Raw genomic sequence first — 16,504 nt, 5'->3', positions numbered from 1 at the left:
GGCGAGTGCCTGACGATCAATATGGACCGGACTGGAACCAGCCCATGTCAGCAAGCTCTGCCACGCTCGAAATTCGCGGTGTCAGCCGACGATTTGGCAAGAACACCGCCGTCAGCGACGTCAACATCTCGATCCCGCAGGGGCAGATGGTCGGCGTCATCGGTCGTTCGGGTGCAGGCAAGTCGACGCTTCTTCGCATGATCAACCGTCTTGTCGACCCCAGCCAGGGGTCGATTTTTTTTGACGGCGCCGAGGTCTCCCGCCTGCGCGGGTCGCCGTTGCGGCGTTGGCAGCGCGACTGCGCCATGATCTTTCAGCAGTTCAACCTGGTGCCGCGCCTCGATGTGCTCACCAACGTGCTGCTCGGCAAACTGAACCACCGTTCGACCCTGTCCAACCTTCTCGGCATGTTCTCCCGTGCCGAATGCGCCGAGGCGGTCGCCGCGCTCGAGCGGCTCGACATCGCCCGTACGGCACTTCAACCCGCCGGCACCCTGTCGGGCGGTCAGCAGCAGCGCGTCGCGATTGCCCGCGCCATGATGCAGCAGCCGAAGGTGATCCTCGCCGACGAGCCGATCGCCTCGCTCGACCCGCTCAACGCCAAGGTGGTGATGGATTCGCTGCAGGACATCAATCTGCGCGAAGGCATCACCGTCGTCACCAACCTGCACACGCTCGATACCGCCCGCACCTGTTGCAACCGCATCATCGGCATGGCCGCCGGCAAGGTCGTCTTCGACGGGCCGCCCGAAGAGCTCAACCGCGAAGCGGTGCGTCTAGTCTATGGCGCCGACAGCAATGGCGGTGAGATATCGGAGGTCATCACCTCCACCAGCGTTGCCTTCAAGCAGAAGATCGCCGCATCCGCCGGACCGCTCGAACCCGCATTCCCGGGATACTGAGCCCATTACGGGCATAGCGAGCAGCCTGGATCGTCCGCCCGCGTCAAGGGCACTTGTCAAGATCAAGAACGCTGCCGGCGCGGGGCCGGAACCTACAGGAGAGATAGCAAATGTTCAGGAAGATGGTTTTCGGTGCCGTTTCGGTGCTCGCTATGGCCACCAGCATGGCCCACGCCGCCGATACGAAGGAATTTCGCGTCGGCATTCTCGGCGGCGAAAACGAAACCGACCGGCTGCGTAACTACCAGTGCTTGGCCGACCACCTGAAGGCCGAGTTCGGCTTCGAGAAGGTTTCGCTGTTCCCCGCCGCCGACTATGACGGCGTTATCCAGGGCCTGCTCGGCGGCACGCTCGACTTCGCCGAACTCGGCGCTTCCGGCTATGCCAGCGTCTACATCAAGGACCCGAAGGCGGTCACCCCAATCCTCACCACCCAGCAGACCGACGGCGCCACCGGCTATTATTCCGTCGGCCTGGCGCTGAAGACCTCGGGGATCACCGACATCAAGTCGGCCAAGGGCAAGAAGCTCGGCTATGCCGACCCGGATTCGACCTCCGGCTACCTGATCCCGCTGACCCAGATTCCGAAGACCACCGGCGCCTCGAACGAAACCTTCTTCGCCTCGACCCAGTTCAATGGCGGCCACGAAAACAACGTTCTGGCCGTGCGTGACGGCAAGGTCGATGTCGCGGTCGACGATTCCTCGGGTATAGGCGACTTCAAGAACGGCTACACCTCCGGCACCTTCCACAAGGAAGTCGCCAAGGGCGCCGTCGACCCCAACGATTTCGTCGAAGTCTGGCGTTCGGGCCTGATCCCGAACGGTCCGCTCGTCGTGCGCACCGCGATCGGCGACGACATGACCGCCAAGCTGACCGCCTTCTTTACCGACCTGCCCAAGAAGGACAAGGCTTGCTTCGAAGGCGTCGAAGGCGGCGATTTCACCGGCTATGTTCCGGTGAAGCCGGACTTCTACAGCGTCATCGTCGAAGCCCGTAAGGCAGCCATCGGCGGCTAACGGCGAAATTGCAAAGGGGCGGTATCTCAGATACCGCCCCTTTTTGCATCTCCGATCATGACCCTTTCCGTGACAGCCGCCTCCGGCGCCACCCACCAGACGGCCGATGCCTGGCGACGCCAGACGTCGCTGCGCCGGCTCTATACAGTGCTCGGCGTCGGACTGCTGCTTGCCGCGATGCTCTCCAGCATGTGGTTCGCCGACGAAGCCAATGCCGGGCACTTCTTCGACCGGCTGCCGCACATTCTGGATTTCCTGAGCTGGCTGGTCCCGAAGAACTGGAACGACGTCTGGCGGGCGCTGTTCGACATCGCCTCGCCGCGTGATACCGGCACCCAGGAATTCAACTTCCCGCTTGGTCGCGTCTATGTGTGGGGCGGTTTCTACGTCCCCGAATATTTCGAGCTGATGCTGACAACGGTGAACGTGGCGCTGGTTTCGACCTTCATCGGCTTTATCTTCGCGGTGCCTTTTTCCTTCATCGCCGCGCGCAAGCTGACGCCCCATCCGGCTCTGAGGCTGGTGGTCAAGCGCTTCATGGAATTGCTGCGCGCCTTTCCCGAGATCGTCATCGCCGGCCTCTTCGCGGCAATCGTCTCGACCGGTCCGATCGCCGCCATCATCGCCATCGGCCTGCATTCGATCGGCGCACTCGGCAAGCTGTTCTACGAGATCAACGAGAACATCGACATGCGTGCCGAGGAAGGCCTGACGGCGGTCGGCGCCAACTGGTTCGAGCGGATGCGCTTCGCCGACCTGCCGCAGGTGTTGCCCAATTTCGTGTCCTATACGCTGCTGCGGGTCGAGATCAACGTGCGGGCCTCCACCATCATCGGTGCCGTCGGCGGCGGCGGCATCGGCGAGGAACTGAAGCTGTACATCTCGCGCGGCTTCGGCGCCAAGACGCTGGCGCTGGTGCTGCTGCTGTTCACGACCATCTTCATCATCGACCAGTTTTCCGCCTGGCTTCGTCGCAAGCTGGTCGGCGAACAAGCCTTTATGATGGGGGCGTAAATCATAGCGACCATGACCGCCGAGGAGATGCTGTCGATCGAGGCGCGCCACCCGCAGGTGTTCCGGCGCCCGGCATACAAGCGCTTCGGTCCGCTGCTCCTGTTTACCGGCACCCTCCTCTATCTGGTCTATGCCTTGTGGTTCTTCAGCCTGCCGCAGGTATTGCGGGAATCGCACTGGGAGCGCCTCCCCCTCTTCCTGACACAATGGATCAGCTACGATCTGCAGCCGGAATTCCGTCTCGACCAGCCGGAGATCACACCCAAATATCCGCGTTTCTCGGCACTGGGCGACAATCCCAATCCGGATTGGGTGATCAAGAATGTCGACGGGTCCTTCACCGTGCGGATCGACGGCCAGGCCAAATCCGTCACCTTCGACAAGACCTACGCGACGATTTTCACTCATGGCCAGACGGTGCCGGTGGCGCTGACCAGCGGCAAGCCGGTGATCACGGGTCCGGTGCCGAACTGGATCACCGCGCATGACGACGAGGTGGTGGCCAAGATGGGCTTTGTCGGCGAGGTGCGCGTCACCGTCGACCGCGTCAAGGTGCGCAAGCGCTTCCTCGGCTGGGCGAACTTCGTCTTCGACACACGCTCGCCTTTCTTCGGCAAATCAGCGGGGGAGGTGATCTCGCTGGTCATGTCGGGACCAGAACTGAAACCAGGCACCTCGAACCTCGCGCTGGCCGGCGACAACATCTGGAACAACGCCCAGTGGCAACATGGCGATGTCTGGACGAAGCTCTTGCAGACCATTGTCATGGCTTTCCTCGGTACGCTGCTCGGTGGCATCGTCGCCTTCCCGCTGGCCTTCTTCGCGGCGCGCAACATCACGCCGAGCGGCGGGCTCAGCCAGGTGCTCAAGCGCTTCTTCGACTTCATGCGCTCGGTCGATATGCTGATCTGGGCGCTGTTCTTCACCCGCGCCTTCGGCCCCGGCCCGCTGGCGGGAAGTGCCGCGATTTTCTTCACCGAGATCGGCACCCTCGGCAAAGTCTATTCGGAAGGTCTGGAGAACATCGACGACAAGCCACGTGAAGGGGTGCTTTCGACCGGCGCCAACGGCCTCCTGGTGCAGCGCTACGGCGTCATGCCCGAAGTGATCCCGGTCTTCATCAGCCAGACGCTCTACCAGTGGGAATCCAACACCCGCGGCGCCACCATCATCGGCGCCGTCGGCGCCGGCGGCATCGGCCTGAAACTGTGGGAAGCGATGCGCACCAACTCCAACTGGGCCAACGTCTTCTACATGGTGCTGCTGATCCTGCTCGTCGTCTTCATCTTCGACAACATATCCAACTTCCTGCGCCGTAGGCTGAGCCGGACGATTCACGACTACAACAGGATCCAGGCCAAGCAGGGTTGATCAACCTGCTCTGTGGCCTGCAGCTATCACCTTCGTCATCCTCGGGTCTACGCTCCCGCTCCGCCCGTGGATGACGAAAGGAGGAGCCTAAGCCGCCTTCTTCCACCCGTTCTTGATATGCTTGTACCCCTCCCGGTACACCGCTTCCGGCGTTTCGGAAAAATCGCGCCACACCTTGGTCGCAGCCGCCAATTCCTTCAGCGAGCGGCCGAACGCCTCGATGGTCAGCCAGTCGTCGTAGCCGCTCTTGCGGATCGCCGCGAAGGTTTCTTTCCACGGGATGTTGCCGCGCCCCGGCACGCCGCGATCGTTCTCCGATATGTGGATATGCACGACCTTCCTGCGGTGCTTCGTATAGGCGCCGATTGGGTCGGCCTCCTCGATATTGGCGTGGAAAGTGTCGTACATCGCCTTGATGTGCGGCCGGTCGATGGCGTCGATGTGCTCAGACAGGTCGGCCATCGTGTTGAGGAGATAGCATTCGAAGCGGTTCAGCGCCTCGAGCCCGACGGTGACGTTGCGCTTGCCGGCATGGTCGCCGATGGTGCGCTGCGAGGCAACCGAGCGCTTCTTCTCGGCGGCAGTCGGTCCGGACCCGGAAAAGGCGCCAAGGGTCGAATGCAGCGGTCCGCTCAGCGTGCGGGCGCCAAGCGCATCGGCGCAATCGATGGCCCATTTCATGTAATCGACACCAGCCTTGCGCGTTGCCGCATCGGCCGCGATCAGGTTCATCGCCGGATCGCCCATCGCCGAGACCGCCGTCCGCTCCAGCCCGATCCGGTCCAGCAGCTCGCCCAGTTTCCTGTAGTCGTCCGGCGTGCCGGCGAAGATCGGGATTTCGACACCGTCAAAGCCGGTTGCCTTGATGTCGCGAAGCAATGGCTCGTGCTTCTTCGACACCGCCGTTGTCCACAAGAACATGCACATGCCGATTTTCATCGACGCCCTCCCCCATTTTCCGCTGGCCAGGCGCCTCTTACAGCTTGGTCCACGCCCCATTCTTCTTCGACGACTTCACGCAGGCCTCGATGAAAGCCATGCCTTCGACGCCGTCCTGAATGGTCGGGAAGACGACATCCTTTGCCGGCTTGCCGCCCCTCTTGCGTGCCGCGCGGATGGCGCGTGCCGCCTCCTGGTAAATATTGGCGAAGCCTTCGAGATAACCCTCGGGATGGCCTGACGGAACGCGGCTGACACGGCCGGCCACCGGCAGCGCGCCGGCGCCGTTGCGAGTGATCAATTGTTTCGGCTGGCCGAACGGCGTGTACCAGAGATAGTTGGGGTCGGCCTGCACCCATTCCAGCCCGCCCTTCGAACCGTAGATGCGCAGCTTCAGGCCGTTCTCATGACCAGGCGCCACCTGGCTTGCCCAAATCATGCCTTTTGCCGGATGCGTTTTTCCCGTCGGTTTGAAACGCAGCATGACATTGACATTGTCGTCGAGCAGCCTGCCCGGCACGAAGGCATCGAGATCGGCCGACAGGGTATCGAGCTCGAGCCCGGAGACGAAGCGGGCGAGGTTGTAGGCATGGGTGCCGATATCGCCGAGCGCGCCGCCGGCACCCGCCTGCTTGGGGTCGCCCCGCCATGACGCCTGCTTCTGGCCGGTGGCGGCGAGGTCCTCGGTCAGCCAGTCCTGCGGATATTCCGACTGCACGATGCGGATGTCGCCGAGCACGCCCTTTGCCACCATTTCGCGGGCCTGCCGCACCATCGGGTAGGCGGTGTAATTGTGGGTGAGCACGAACACCTTGCCGGTCTTCTCGACTATCGCTGCGAGCTTCTTGGCTTCGGCCAGTGTCGTGGCCAGAGGCTTGTCGCAGATCACGTGGATGCCTGCCTCCAGGAAAGCCTTGGCTGCCGGCACATGCACGTTGTTGGGGGTGACGATGGCCACCGCCTCGATGCCATCCGGGCGCTTCGCCTCGGCCTTGGCCATTTCGGCGTAGGACGCATAGCTGCGTGAGGGATCGAGCCCGAGTTCGGCGGCCGAGGCTTTCGCACGCGCCGGGTCGGACGACAGGGCGCCGGCGACCAGCACGAAATCATTGTCCATGCGTGCCGCAATGCGGTGCACGGCGCCGATGAAAGCGCCCTGCCCGCCGCCAACCATGCCGTAGCGGATCGGGCCGCCTCCCGTTTCCAACTTCGATGCAGCAACCATGTTTTTCTCCCTCGTGTGAGATTCCCCTCCGCCGAGGGGAAGCGAAAGCCGTGTCAAATTCCCATCATGGCGCGCAGCAGCTTCTTGTCCGTGGTGCCGGCGGCGAAATCGTCGAATGCCTTCTCCGTCACCCGGATGATGTGGTGCTGGATGAAGGGTGCCCCTTCGGCCGCGCCGTCCTCCGGATGCTTCAGGCAGCATTCCCATTCCAGCACCGCCCAGGAATCGTAATTGTACTGCGTCAGCTTGGAGAAGATGCCGCCGAAATCCACCTGCCCGTCGCCGAGCGAACGGAAACGGCCAGCGCGGTTCGTCCAGCTCTGGTAACCGGAATACACGCCCTGCCGTCCGGTCGGATTGAACTCAGCGTCCTTGACGTGGAAGGCCTTGATCCGCTCGTGATAGATGTCGATGAATTCGAGATAGTCGAGCTGCTGCAGCAGGAAATGCGAAGGGTCGTAATTGATGTTGCAGCGCTTGTGGCCACCGACCGCGTCGAGGAACATCTCGAAGGTCGCCCCGTCGAACACGTCCTCTGAAGGATGAATTTCGTAGCCGACATCGACACCATTGTCCTCATAGACGTCGAGGATCGGCTTCCAGCGCTTGCCGAGTTCGCCGAAGGCTTCCTCGATTAGTCCGGCGGGCCGCTGCGGAAAGGGATAAAGGTAAGGGAAAGCCAGCGAGCCGGTGAACGACACCGATGCATTCAGCCCGAAATTGCGCGACGCCTTGGCGCCGAACTTCATCTGTTCGACGGCCCATTTCTGCCGCGCCTGCGGGTTGTTGTGCACCGAAGCTGGCGCGAATCCATCCATCTGCGCGTCATAGGCCGGATGCACCGCCACCAATTGCCCCTGCAGATGCGTCGACAGTTCGGTGATCTCGACGCCGGCGTCAGTGCAGGTGCCCTTCACCTCGTCGCAATAGGCCTTGGAGGACGCCGCCTTCTCGAGGTCGAACAGGCGCGCGTCCCAGGTTGGGATCTGCACGCCCTTGTAGCCGAGACCGGCAGCCCATTTGGTGATCGACGCCAGCGAATTGAACGGTGCGGCATCGCCCGCGAACTGCGCCAGAAACAGTCCAGGGCCCTTCATTGTCGTCGGCATCGGCATCCTCCTCGTTTTGTCACGACCAAGCATAGCGCCTGATGAAAGCAGGGCCAGTCACTTTGGTCTTTTCGCGTCGGACGCTCGGCCGACAATGCCATTCTGGTATGACCAAATAAGGCAATTTGGTCAAGTCTCGGAATGCGCCAAAAAGGCGCTCCGGACGCGCAAAATAATGGCACATATCCCAATGTAATCAACAAACTAATCCATCCTGGAAGTTGCGACACCACAGTTGTTGCCGTCTCGAGGAATTTGCTGTAGACCTAATTTCAGGCCCAATTGGTCGAACCAGTTTGCAGGAAAAGTCTGGGGATGCCTTGGGGAGGAACCCTTGCGTCGTCTTTCGGCGATGCATGTCGCAGGCAAACCATACGGACGAATCTGGGAAGGACAGGCCATGCATCTTTCGACGCACAACTGGATGCGCGCGGAACCGCTTGAGACGACGCTCAAGCGCATCAAGAAATTCGGCTATGAGTCGATCGAGATTTCCGGCGAGCCCGCGCAGTACAAGACCAAGGAGACACGGGCGCTGCTGAAGGAGCATGGCATCCGCTGCTGGGGCGCGGTCACCTTGATGCTGGGTGAACGTAACCTTGCCGCCAGGAACCAGGGCCAGCGTGAGCGCTCCGTGCAATACGTCAAGGACGTGCTGACGATGGTCAGCGAACTCGACGGCGAGATCATCACGCTGGTTCCGGCTACCGTCGGCAAGGTGGTGCCGGACGGCACCGAGGAGGAGGAGTGGAAGTGGGTCGTCGATGCGACCCGCGAATGTTTCACCCACGCCAAGAAGGTCGGCGTCAAGATCGCTGTCGAACCGCTCAACCGCTTCGAAACCTATCTGTTCAATCGCGGCGCCCAGGCGCTGGCGCTGGCCGATGCGGTCAGCCCCGAATGCGGCGTCTGCCTTGACGCCTATCATATCCACATGGAGGAATTTAACGTCCATGACGCCATCCGGCAGGTCGGAAAGCGCCTGTTCGACTTCCATGTCGCCGACAACAATCGCTTCGCCGCCGGGCTCGGCCAGATCGACTGGCCAAGGATCGTCGCGACCTTGAAGGAAGTCGGTTATGACGGCGCGCTGACCAATGAGTTCGTCGCCCCGGTCGACCGCACGCCGGCAGCACCCTATCCCGAAATGGTCGAGCGCCACCCGGTCGATATCTCGCCCGAGCAGCTGAAGTTCATCCAGGATCACGGCTCCAGCGTGCTCACCGAGAAATTCTACACCGACCAGATGCGCATCACCGCCGAAACGCTGTTGCCGCTGATCAAGTAGTCGACGCCTGGAATTTGCCTTCCGCCCTACCGGCGGCGGGCAGGGGAACAAAATGCGCATCAAGACAGTCCAGGCCTGGTGGGTCCGCGTGCCGATCGAAGCCGCGAAGCAGCATCGTAGCGACTTCGGCCAGGTGACGACCTTCGACGCCGCCATTCTGCGCATCGAAACCGATGACGGGCTGGTCGGCTGGGGCGAAGGCAAGAACGCAGCTGGCAGCGCCGGCAGCTACGGCGCTCTCGTCCACATGCTGAACCACGAGGTCGGCCCGCAATTGATCGGCCGCGATCCGGCCGATATCGGCATCATCTGGGAGATGCTCTACAACGGCGTACGCCATGAGAGCGCCGCCCATGCCGGCCACGCCATGCCGCAACTGGCGCGGCGCGGCATGAGCATCGCCGCTATCAGCGCCGTCGACATCGCGCTCTGGGACATCCTTGGCAAGTCGCTGGGCCAGCCGGTCTGGCGATTGCTCGGCGGCCGCAAGGCCGATCGCATGCAGGCCTATGCCTCCGGCGGCTGGGCCTCCGCCGATGCCATCGGCGAGCAATTGAGATCCTACGTCGCCAGGGGGGGCTTCAAGGCGCTGAAGATGCGGGTGGGCGCCATGGATGGCGCGGCACACATTTCCGCCGCCCGCGTGCGCGCCGCGCGCCAGGCGCTCGGCCCCGACGTCGAGTTGATGGTCGATGCCCACGGCACTTATACGGTCGCGGAGGCCAAGCGCTTCATCCATCTCGTCGGCGATCTCGATCTCGCCTGGTTCGAGGAGCCTGTGATCGCCGACGACAAGCCGGGCATGGCCGAAGTGCGCACCGCCGGCGCGGTTCCGATCGCCACCGGCGAGAGCGAGGCGACGCGCTATGCCTTCCGCGACCTCGCCGTGCTCAAGGCCGCCGACATCTTCCAGCCGGACCCGGCCTTCTGCGGCGGCATCAGCGAGGCGATGAAGATCGGCACCATCGCCAGCGCCTTCAATTTGCGCTTCGCGCCGCATCTTTGGGCCGGTGCGCCATGCTTCTTCGCCGGGCTGCATGTCTGCGCCGCCTCGCCGTCGAGTTTCACGGTCGAATATTCGCTCGGCGCCAACCCGATGATCCACGATCTGATCGAAGAGACTGTCGAAGCAAGGGACGGCATGATAGCGATCCCGGAAAAGCCCGGATTGGGATTCACCGTTTCGGAGCGATTCCTGGAGGCGCACGCGCAACGCAATTGACGATGAAAGAAAAGAACCTTCTCGCGGAACTCGCCGCCTATCTGTTCTCCCATTCGGACAAGGAGAGCGGCCGCACGCCGTCGGAACGCGAGCTGGCGGAGCATTTCGGCGTCAGCCGTGGCCAGATCCGCGAAGCGCTCGCCATCCTCGAAGCCATGCGCATCGTCGAGCGCCGCGCCAAGTCGGGCATCTACATCGACACCAAGCAGGCAAGCGTCGAGGCGCTGGCGCTGTTCGCGCGCGCCGGCCTGCCGCTCGATCCCTTGCAGATTTATGAAACGGTCGAGTTACGCAAGATCCACGAGATCAAGGCCGCCGAGCTTGCCTGCTCGCGCGCCACCGAGGAGAATTTCGAGCGCCTGCGCGAAATCCTCAGGGCATCGGAAGACCGCATCGCCGCGGGCGAAGGCCTGGCCAAGGAGGACCGCGAATTTCATCTGGAGATCGTGCGCGCCACCAAGAACAGCGTCTTCCACAACATCTGCAGCGTCTACTATCTGATGGGCGAGCAGCGCCTGCCGATCTACTTCAACGATCCCGAACGCAGCGTGCGCTCGCATGCCGAGCACGTGCAGATCTACGAGGCGCTGCTGCGCCGCGATGGCAATCTCGCCCAGGCGCTGATGAGCGCCCACCTCCAAGGCGCGGAGAGCTATTGGAAGGGCTTGATCGAGGGCGGCATGGCGGCTGCGCCCGCGGGCGCGACACTCGAAAAGGCCTGACCGTGACCCAGGCCATGCCCAAGATCCTGTCGACCCATCCGCTGCACCCGCGCGCCACGGCCAGGCTCGCCGGCGCCGGTCAGCTCGTCATTGCCTCCGCGCTCGACGCCGGCACCTTGACCAGGGAGGCCAAGGACGCCGATATCGTCATCGTGCGGGCGCCTCTGCCGCCGGCATTGTTCGAGGGAGCCTGGAAGCTCAGGGCCGCGATCCGCCATGGCGCCGGGCTCGACATGATCCCGATGGAAACGGCCGCGGCAGCCGGCGTGCTCGTGGCCAACGTGCCGGCGGTAAATGCCCGCTCGGTCGCCGAACATGTCATGTTCACCGCGCTTGCACTGCTGCGGCAGTTCCGCAGGGTCGACCGCGACCTGCGCGCCAAGGGCTGGCTTGCCGGACGCGAGCATGCCAATTCCAACATCGAACTCGCCGGCAAGACCATTGGCATTGTTGGTCTCGGCGCCGTCGGGCAGGCCGTCGGCCACATCGCCGCGCACGGCTTCGACCTGAAAGTGGTGGCAACGACGCGCAGCATGCAGCCGGCGCCGGAAAAAGTCGGCTTCCTGTCGATCGACGCGCTGGTCGAGCAGAGCGACATCATCGTTCTCTGCTGCCCGCTGACGCCGGAGACCCGCGGCCTGATCAGCCGCGAACGCATCGCCCGCATGAAGCCCAACGCACTGCTGATCAACGTGTCGCGCGGACCGGTCGTCGATGATGACGCGTTGATCGAGGCCTTGCGGGAGCGCCGCATCGGCGGCGCCGCGCTCGATGTCTTTTCGACGCAGCCGCTGCCGCCAAATCATTCCTATTTCGGCTTCGACAATGTCGTCATCACCCCGCATATGGCGGGGATTACCGAGGAATCGATGATGCGCATGGGCGTCGGCGCGGCCAGCGAAGTCTTGCTGGTGCTGGCCGGCAAGCTGCCGGTCAATCTGCGCAATCCGGAAGTGGTCGATCATTACCGGCGACGGTTTCCGGCGCAGATATAGCATCGCGGTTTCGCCCCAATTCTCCGCGACGTTGAGGCCATGTCCGGTCTTCGCCTTGCATCTCTGATTGCCGCAACTTCCTCCATCTGCACCTTGCCGGCACTCGCTGCGGCCGAGAGCAGCTATGTCTATTGCGACAACGGGATGCGCTGCTTCAAGGCGCCCTGTCCATCGAGCAGCGCGCTCGATCTCGTCACCGGCACGATCATCAAGGGTGTGTCGATCGACACCAGCGGATTGCCGCAGGCCGACAAGGCGATAACCGATCAGTCCGACGTGCTTTATAGCGGAAAGATCGTGGTCAGGGGCGCGATCGAGCAGCGCACGCAGACCATCACCGGCAAGGATTACAGCTTGCCCTGGCTGGTCGCGACCCGCATCGTGCGCACCGCCAAGGACGGCGAACGCAAGCACTGTTCGTCGCACTGATCCGTCATCTACGGCCACTGCCGATCAACCACCCAGCAGCCTCTCCACCGACGCGGCGATCCTTAGCAGACGACTGTCATGGCCATTGCGCGCCACGAGCATCAGTCCCATTGGCAGCGATGCACCCGGCATCGGCAACGAGATCGCGCAGAGGTCGAATTGGTTGGCGACCTGCGTGTTGCGCAAAAGCAGTCCTTCGATACGATCACGCAGTTCGGCATCCTCGGCCAATGCAGCGATTGTCGGCGCCGTCACCGGCACGGTTGGCAACGCCAGCACATCAATCGACGCCAGCCGCTCATCCATGGCGGCGGTAAGCGCGGCACGGCGGCGGAGCGCCCTGATATAAACCGGCGTCGGCAGCAGTGCGGCGCGCGACAGAGGCCCGCTGACATGCGGATCCACCGGCACCGATGCGCCTGTCGCCAGCCAGTCGGCATGCACTTCCGCGCCCTCCATCGCCGCGATCGACCCGCGCTTGGTGGCCGCGCGCAGATCCGCGATCATATCGTCGATCGACAGATCCGCGATGCGTGCGCCAGCCTGTTCGATCTTGCCAAGACAATGCTCGAAGGCCGCGGCAATTTCGCCTTCCGTGTCGCCGAAGAGAACGCCGCGCGGAATGCCGATGCGGAGCCCGGCGAGTGGAATGGCCACCAACTCGTTCGGCTCCTCGCCGGCCATCACCGCGTGGGCGGCGGCGCATTGCGGGACGGTTCGGGCGAGCGGTCCGACCGAGTCCAGCGTTCCCGAAAGCGGAAAGGCGCCGGAGAGCGGCACGTGCCGCGCTGTCGGCTTGAAACCGACGACACCATTGAGCGCCGCCGGAATGCGGATCGAACCACCGGTGTCGGAGCCGATCGAAATTTCGCTCGTCCCCTCGCCCACAGACACCCCGGCGCCCGAGGACGAACCACCTGGAATGCGGCTGGCATGAACGGCATTGCCGGGCGTGCCGTAATGCATGTTGTCGCCGATCGCGGTGAAGGCGAATTCTGTCATGTTGGTCTTGCCGATAATGACGGCGCCGGCCTGGCGCAGCCTGCCGACGATGGTGGCATCGCGCATAGCGGGCGCGGCGGTCTTGCGCATCAGGGAACCGGCCGTGGTCGGCTCGCCGGCGACATCGAACAAATCCTTGATCGAGACAATGGTGCCGTCGAGCGGGCCGAGTGTCACGCCCACTCTTTTGCGGGCATCGCTGGCGTCAGCGGCAGCGCGCGCCGCTTCGGCATAGAGCTTCGTGAAGACCTTCTCGTCGGCCGCACGATCGGCAAGACGTGACAGGATGTTTTCGAGACGGTCGCGGATTGATTGCATGTCGATGTCGGACTCCGCCAGGATAGAAACGTCCTTAGGGCAAGCAGCCGCTAAGCCTGCCGAAGGGATAACCCGGCCAGCGTGCCTTTGCACCTGCCAGCGATAGGAAGATACTGATGCTGTACAAAGGCAGCTGCCATTGCGGCAAGGTTGCGTTCGAGGTGGAGGGCGAGCTTGAGGGCGTCGTGCGCTGCAATTGCTCGATCTGCGCCCGCAAGGGTGCGCTGCTATGGGCCGTGCCACGTGACAGGCTTACCCTCGTCGCCTGGGGCTATGACCTCGGCCGCTACACATTCGGCGAGGCGAGAATAGCGCACCGCTTCTGCCGAACCTGCGGCATCCATCCCTTTGCCGAGGACACCAGCGAAGGCGGCGAACGCAGCGCTTACGTCAACATCAATTGCGTCACCGGTCTCGACCCGTCCGCCTTGCCGATCTTCGACTTCGACGGGCGGGCAGTCTGAGCTTCCCAGTATCTCCCATCGACCACTATTCGTTCACCGCGACCTCAAAATAACGGCGGCCCGAAAACCATAAGGTTTCTCGGGCCGCTGCCAGGGACGACCGTTGGGGGAAACTATTCGGCCTGCTTCGGACCGCGCAGAAACACCACGACGGCAGCCAGCAACGTCGCCGCGCCGCAATAGGCAAAGGCGCTGGCGACGCCGGCATGGTCGACCAGCAGACCGCCAAAGACGGCGCCCATCGCAATCGCCACCTGGAAGGTCGCGACCATCAGGCCGCCGGCGCTTTCAGCCTGGTCCGGCGCTGCCCGCACCAGCCAGCTCTGCAACCCGACCGGCACCGCGCCGAAGGCAAAGCCCCAGGCCGCGACGGCGGCGGCGGCGACCATGGGCGAAGTGCCAAGGATCAGCATCGAGGCGGCCGCCAATGCAATCAGCAGGGGCGCCAGGGCCACCGCGGCCTTGAGGTTGCGCTCGGCCAGGATGCCGCCGGCGATGTTGCCGAAGAAACCGCCTATGCCGTAGGCCAGCAGCACCAGCGAGATCGTCTCGATGTTGAGCACCGGCACCTTCTCAAGGAAGGGACGGACATAGGTGAAGCCGGCAAAGTGCCCGGACGCGACCAGCAGCACGACCAGCAGGGCAATCCTGATCGACGGCCGCTCCAGCACCTCGAGCAAGGTGCGGAAGCTCGCGACCCCCACCGGCGGCAGCTTCGGAATGGTGGCCAATTGCACCAGCAGCGCCAGCGCCCCGACGATCGTCGCAATCATGAAGGCCGTGCGCCAGCCCCAGACGTCGCCGACGTAGGCGCCGACCGGAGCTGCGGTAACGGTGGCAAGCGACACGCCGGTCAGGATGATCGACATGGCGCGCGGCATCAGCCGCATCGGCACCAGCCGCAACGCCATGGCCGCCGACATCGCCCAGAAGCCGCCAAGGGCCACGCCGAGCACGACACGGGCAAGCAGAAGCATGGGCAGCGACGAGGCAAAGGTGGCGAGAAGATTGGACAGGATGAGGAACATCGTCAACATCCACATCACCAGCCTGCGGTCCATGCGCCTTGTGATGATGGCCATGGTGGGGGCGGCGATGGCGCCGACGATGGCGGTTGCCGTCACCGCCTGCCCTGCCACGCCTTCGCTTACGCCCAGATCGCGCGCCATCGGCGTCAAAAGGCTGGCGGGCAGGAATTCGGCGGTGACCAGACCGAAAACGCCAAGGGCGAGTGAGACCACGGCGCCCCATGCGGGCTCGGTTCGTTCATCGGATTCTGGGGGGTTCAGAAGTGCGGCGTCAATGGCGCCTGTCGCGGGTTCGGCCATGTCAGTCTCCGATGTCTGCAGCGCCACATAGAAACGAACCGGCTCGGGCTACCGTGACACGCCTTGCCGCCATGGCTTGGCTATGCGGCCGGTCTTCGGTTTGTTTGCAGCGCAGCATTTGGCTGCAGCGCAACATGGGAGTGACGAGTTGGAGTTTCCATGCTAGAAACACCAGAATGAATTACAATTCGTCCAAAATGGCGCTGCCGACTTCTGGCGATCCGCTGACCGACATGCTGCGCGGATTACGGCTCGACGGCGTCGACTATGGCCGCTGCGTGTTGGGCGAGCCCTGGGCCGTTTCCTTCCCCGCACAGAAGGCAGCGCGGTTTCATTTCATCGGCCAGCAGGGTTGCTGGCTGTTCTCGCCGGCCAGCGAGTGGATCGAACTCTCCGTAGGCGACGCGCTTCTGATCCCGCGCGGCGACGCGAATGTCCTGGCCAGCGCGCCCGGCGTGCCCCCGGTGCCGATCGGCCGCTACACGATCGAACCGGTGTGCGAGAACATATACGACGTCTCCAACGAGTGCGGTGGGCCCAAGACGTTGCTGTTTTGCGGCAGCATGCATTTCAATCTCGACGGCTCGCACCCGCTGCTCGACATGATGCCAAACCTGATGCAGGCGCATAAGTTGATGGCGAACGCGCCCGGTATCCAGCATCTGCTCGACGCGATGGCCGGCGAGGTGACGATGGACCGGGTCGGCTCCGGCGGAATCCTTGCCCGCCTTGCCGATGTGCTCGCCGCCACGATCATCCGCTCCTGGGTGGAGAACGGCTGTGGCGATGCCACCGGCTGGATCGCCGCCGTCCGCAATCCCGACGTCGGCAAAGTGCTGGCAGCCATCCACCTGCAGCCGGATCGCGATTGGAGCGTCGAGACGCTGGCGCGGATGATGGGAGCCTCGCGCTCCGCCTTTGCCCAGCGCTTCGCCACAGTGGTCGGAGAGACGCCGGCCAAATATGTGCTGCGCGTGCGCATGCACCAGGCTAGGCAATGGTTGGCCCGGGATGGCATGAGGGTATCGGTGGCGGCGGCGAAACTGGGTTATGATTCGGAAGCATCCTTCAGCCGCGCCTTCAAGCGGGTGATGGGCGTGGCGCCGAGCCATCTGCGCCACATTGGTGCCGGCGACGACCCGTCCTGACCTCGGGCA

At 63.4% G+C, this 16,504-nt stretch carries 16 protein-coding genes; 11 read left to right on the top strand and 5 right to left on the bottom strand.

What is annotated here, in order from left to right; all coding sequences use genetic code 11:
* Positions 1–44 precede the first annotated feature (44 nt).
* The 4 genes from phnC (at position 45) to phnE (O7A60_RS05405) (ending at position 4,306) form a co-directional block, all read left to right on the top strand.
* Positions 45–902 (top strand): phosphonate ABC transporter ATP-binding protein, encoded by an 858-nt coding sequence (phnC, locus tag O7A60_RS05420; protein WP_337105377.1) that lies wholly within the window; start codon positions 45–47, stop codon positions 900–902.
* A 110-nt stretch (positions 903–1,012) separates the two neighbouring features.
* Positions 1,013–1,921 carry a phosphonate ABC transporter substrate-binding protein gene (gene phnD, locus O7A60_RS05415; RefSeq protein WP_337105376.1) on the top strand — a complete coding sequence of 303 codons (909 nt, stop codon included), beginning with the start codon at positions 1,013–1,015 and terminating at the stop codon, positions 1,919–1,921.
* 57 nt (positions 1,922–1,978) lie between these two features.
* Entirely contained in the window at positions 1,979–2,935 is a 957-nt protein-coding gene (gene phnE, locus O7A60_RS05410; RefSeq protein WP_337105375.1) for a phosphonate ABC transporter, permease protein PhnE, read from the top strand.
* A gap of 3 nt (positions 2,936–2,938) precedes the next feature.
* Positions 2,939–4,306, top strand: a complete 1,368-nt coding sequence (gene phnE, locus O7A60_RS05405; RefSeq protein ID WP_337105557.1) for a phosphonate ABC transporter, permease protein PhnE — start codon at positions 2,939–2,941, stop codon at positions 4,304–4,306.
* Between the two features lie 87 nt (positions 4,307–4,393).
* Here the strand turns inward: phnE (O7A60_RS05405) and O7A60_RS05400 are convergent, their stop codons facing one another.
* The 3 genes from O7A60_RS05400 to O7A60_RS05390 are packed head-to-tail and all read right to left on the bottom strand — an operon-like array spanning position 4,394 to position 7,579.
* Positions 4,394–5,245: a sugar phosphate isomerase/epimerase family protein gene (locus tag O7A60_RS05400; protein WP_337105374.1), complete on the bottom strand. Its 852-nt coding sequence runs from the start codon at positions 5,243–5,245 to the stop codon at positions 4,394–4,396.
* Between the two features lie 37 nt (positions 5,246–5,282).
* Entirely contained in the window at positions 5,283–6,470 is a 1,188-nt protein-coding gene (locus O7A60_RS05395; protein ID WP_337105372.1) for a Gfo/Idh/MocA family protein, read from the bottom strand.
* 53 nt (positions 6,471–6,523) lie between these two features.
* Positions 6,524–7,579 carry a sugar phosphate isomerase/epimerase family protein gene (locus tag O7A60_RS05390; protein ID WP_337105370.1) on the bottom strand — a complete coding sequence of 352 codons (1,056 nt, stop codon included), beginning with the start codon at positions 7,577–7,579 and terminating at the stop codon, positions 6,524–6,526.
* Between the two features lie 400 nt (positions 7,580–7,979).
* On the opposite strand from O7A60_RS05390, the gene O7A60_RS05385 reads away from it, so the two are divergent.
* Genes O7A60_RS05385 through O7A60_RS05365 form a run of 5 tightly spaced genes read left to right on the top strand, consistent with a single transcriptional unit; the run spans position 7,980 to position 12,235 of the window.
* Positions 7,980–8,867 carry a sugar phosphate isomerase/epimerase family protein gene (locus O7A60_RS05385; protein WP_027144650.1) on the top strand — a complete coding sequence of 296 codons (888 nt, stop codon included), beginning with the start codon at positions 7,980–7,982 and terminating at the stop codon, positions 8,865–8,867.
* A gap of 52 nt (positions 8,868–8,919) precedes the next feature.
* Positions 8,920–10,089: a mandelate racemase/muconate lactonizing enzyme family protein gene (locus tag O7A60_RS05380; RefSeq protein ID WP_337105369.1), complete on the top strand. Its 1,170-nt coding sequence runs from the start codon at positions 8,920–8,922 to the stop codon at positions 10,087–10,089.
* A gap of 2 nt (positions 10,090–10,091) precedes the next feature.
* Entirely contained in the window at positions 10,092–10,811 is a 720-nt protein-coding gene (locus tag O7A60_RS05375; RefSeq protein ID WP_337105367.1) for a FadR/GntR family transcriptional regulator, read from the top strand.
* A 14-nt stretch (positions 10,812–10,825) separates the two neighbouring features.
* Positions 10,826–11,806, top strand: a complete 981-nt coding sequence (locus tag O7A60_RS05370; RefSeq protein WP_337105556.1) for a hydroxyacid dehydrogenase — start codon at positions 10,826–10,828, stop codon at positions 11,804–11,806.
* 39 nt (positions 11,807–11,845) lie between these two features.
* Positions 11,846–12,235 carry a hypothetical protein gene (locus O7A60_RS05365; RefSeq protein ID WP_027144646.1) on the top strand — a complete coding sequence of 130 codons (390 nt, stop codon included), beginning with the start codon at positions 11,846–11,848 and terminating at the stop codon, positions 12,233–12,235.
* Positions 12,236–12,259: 24 nt separating this feature from the next.
* On the opposite strand, the gene O7A60_RS05360 is transcribed toward O7A60_RS05365, so the two are convergent.
* Entirely contained in the window at positions 12,260–13,555 is a 1,296-nt protein-coding gene (locus O7A60_RS05360) for an amidase (RefSeq protein ID WP_337105365.1), read from the bottom strand.
* 116 nt (positions 13,556–13,671) lie between these two features.
* Between O7A60_RS05360 and O7A60_RS05355 the strand changes: the two genes are divergently transcribed.
* Positions 13,672–14,019 carry a GFA family protein gene (locus tag O7A60_RS05355; RefSeq protein WP_337105364.1) on the top strand — a complete coding sequence of 116 codons (348 nt, stop codon included), beginning with the start codon at positions 13,672–13,674 and terminating at the stop codon, positions 14,017–14,019.
* Positions 14,020–14,132: 113 nt separating this feature from the next.
* Here the strand turns inward: O7A60_RS05355 and O7A60_RS05350 are convergent, their stop codons facing one another.
* Complete coding sequence (locus O7A60_RS05350; RefSeq protein WP_337105363.1) at positions 14,133–15,347, bottom strand: MFS transporter; 1,215 nt, start codon at positions 15,345–15,347, stop codon at positions 14,133–14,135.
* Between the two features lie 176 nt (positions 15,348–15,523).
* Here O7A60_RS05350 and O7A60_RS05345 point away from each other — a divergent pair, with 176 nt between their 5' ends.
* The gene (locus O7A60_RS05345) at positions 15,524–16,495 is read left to right on the top strand and encodes an AraC family transcriptional regulator (protein WP_337105361.1); all 972 of its coding nucleotides are present in this window, start codon (positions 15,524–15,526) and stop codon (positions 16,493–16,495) included.
* The last annotated feature ends 9 nt before the right edge of the window (positions 16,496–16,504 follow it).

It is taken from the genome of Mesorhizobium salmacidum (SeqCode) (assembly GCF_037179605.1).
Classification (GTDB): Bacteria; Pseudomonadota; Alphaproteobacteria; order Rhizobiales; family Rhizobiaceae; genus Mesorhizobium; species Mesorhizobium salmacidum.
The sequence above is the reverse complement of the archived record's forward strand: the minus strand, read 5'-3'. Positions and strand labels throughout refer to the sequence as shown.

Coding starts and splice junctions, on each gene's coding strand:
- O7A60_RS05345 (WP_337105361.1), top strand. CDS start 15,524: ATGAATTACAATTCGTCCAAAATGGCGCTGCCGACTTCTGGCGATCCG.
- O7A60_RS05370 (WP_337105556.1), top strand. CDS start 10,826: ATGCCCAAGATCCTGTCGACCCATCCGCTGCACCCGCGCGCCACGGCC.
- O7A60_RS05390 (WP_337105370.1), bottom strand. CDS start 7,579: ATGCCGACGACAATGAAGGGCCCTGGACTGTTTCTGGCGCAGTTCGCG.
- phnE (WP_337105375.1), top strand. CDS start 1,979: ATGACCCTTTCCGTGACAGCCGCCTCCGGCGCCACCCACCAGACGGCC.
- O7A60_RS05375 (WP_337105367.1), top strand. CDS start 10,092: ATGAAAGAAAAGAACCTTCTCGCGGAACTCGCCGCCTATCTGTTCTCC.
- O7A60_RS05355 (WP_337105364.1), top strand. CDS start 13,672: ATGCTGTACAAAGGCAGCTGCCATTGCGGCAAGGTTGCGTTCGAGGTG.
- O7A60_RS05385 (WP_027144650.1), top strand. CDS start 7,980: ATGCATCTTTCGACGCACAACTGGATGCGCGCGGAACCGCTTGAGACG.
- O7A60_RS05400 (WP_337105374.1), bottom strand. CDS start 5,245: ATGAAAATCGGCATGTGCATGTTCTTGTGGACAACGGCGGTGTCGAAG.
- O7A60_RS05360 (WP_337105365.1), bottom strand. CDS start 13,555: ATGCAATCAATCCGCGACCGTCTCGAAAACATCCTGTCACGTCTTGCC.
- O7A60_RS05395 (WP_337105372.1), bottom strand. CDS start 6,470: ATGGTTGCTGCATCGAAGTTGGAAACGGGAGGCGGCCCGATCCGCTAC.
- phnC (WP_337105377.1), top strand. CDS start 45: ATGTCAGCAAGCTCTGCCACGCTCGAAATTCGCGGTGTCAGCCGACGA.
- O7A60_RS05350 (WP_337105363.1), bottom strand. CDS start 15,347: ATGGCCGAACCCGCGACAGGCGCCATTGACGCCGCACTTCTGAACCCC.
- O7A60_RS05380 (WP_337105369.1), top strand. CDS start 8,920: ATGCGCATCAAGACAGTCCAGGCCTGGTGGGTCCGCGTGCCGATCGAA.
- phnD (WP_337105376.1), top strand. CDS start 1,013: ATGTTCAGGAAGATGGTTTTCGGTGCCGTTTCGGTGCTCGCTATGGCC.
- O7A60_RS05365 (WP_027144646.1), top strand. CDS start 11,846: ATGTCCGGTCTTCGCCTTGCATCTCTGATTGCCGCAACTTCCTCCATC.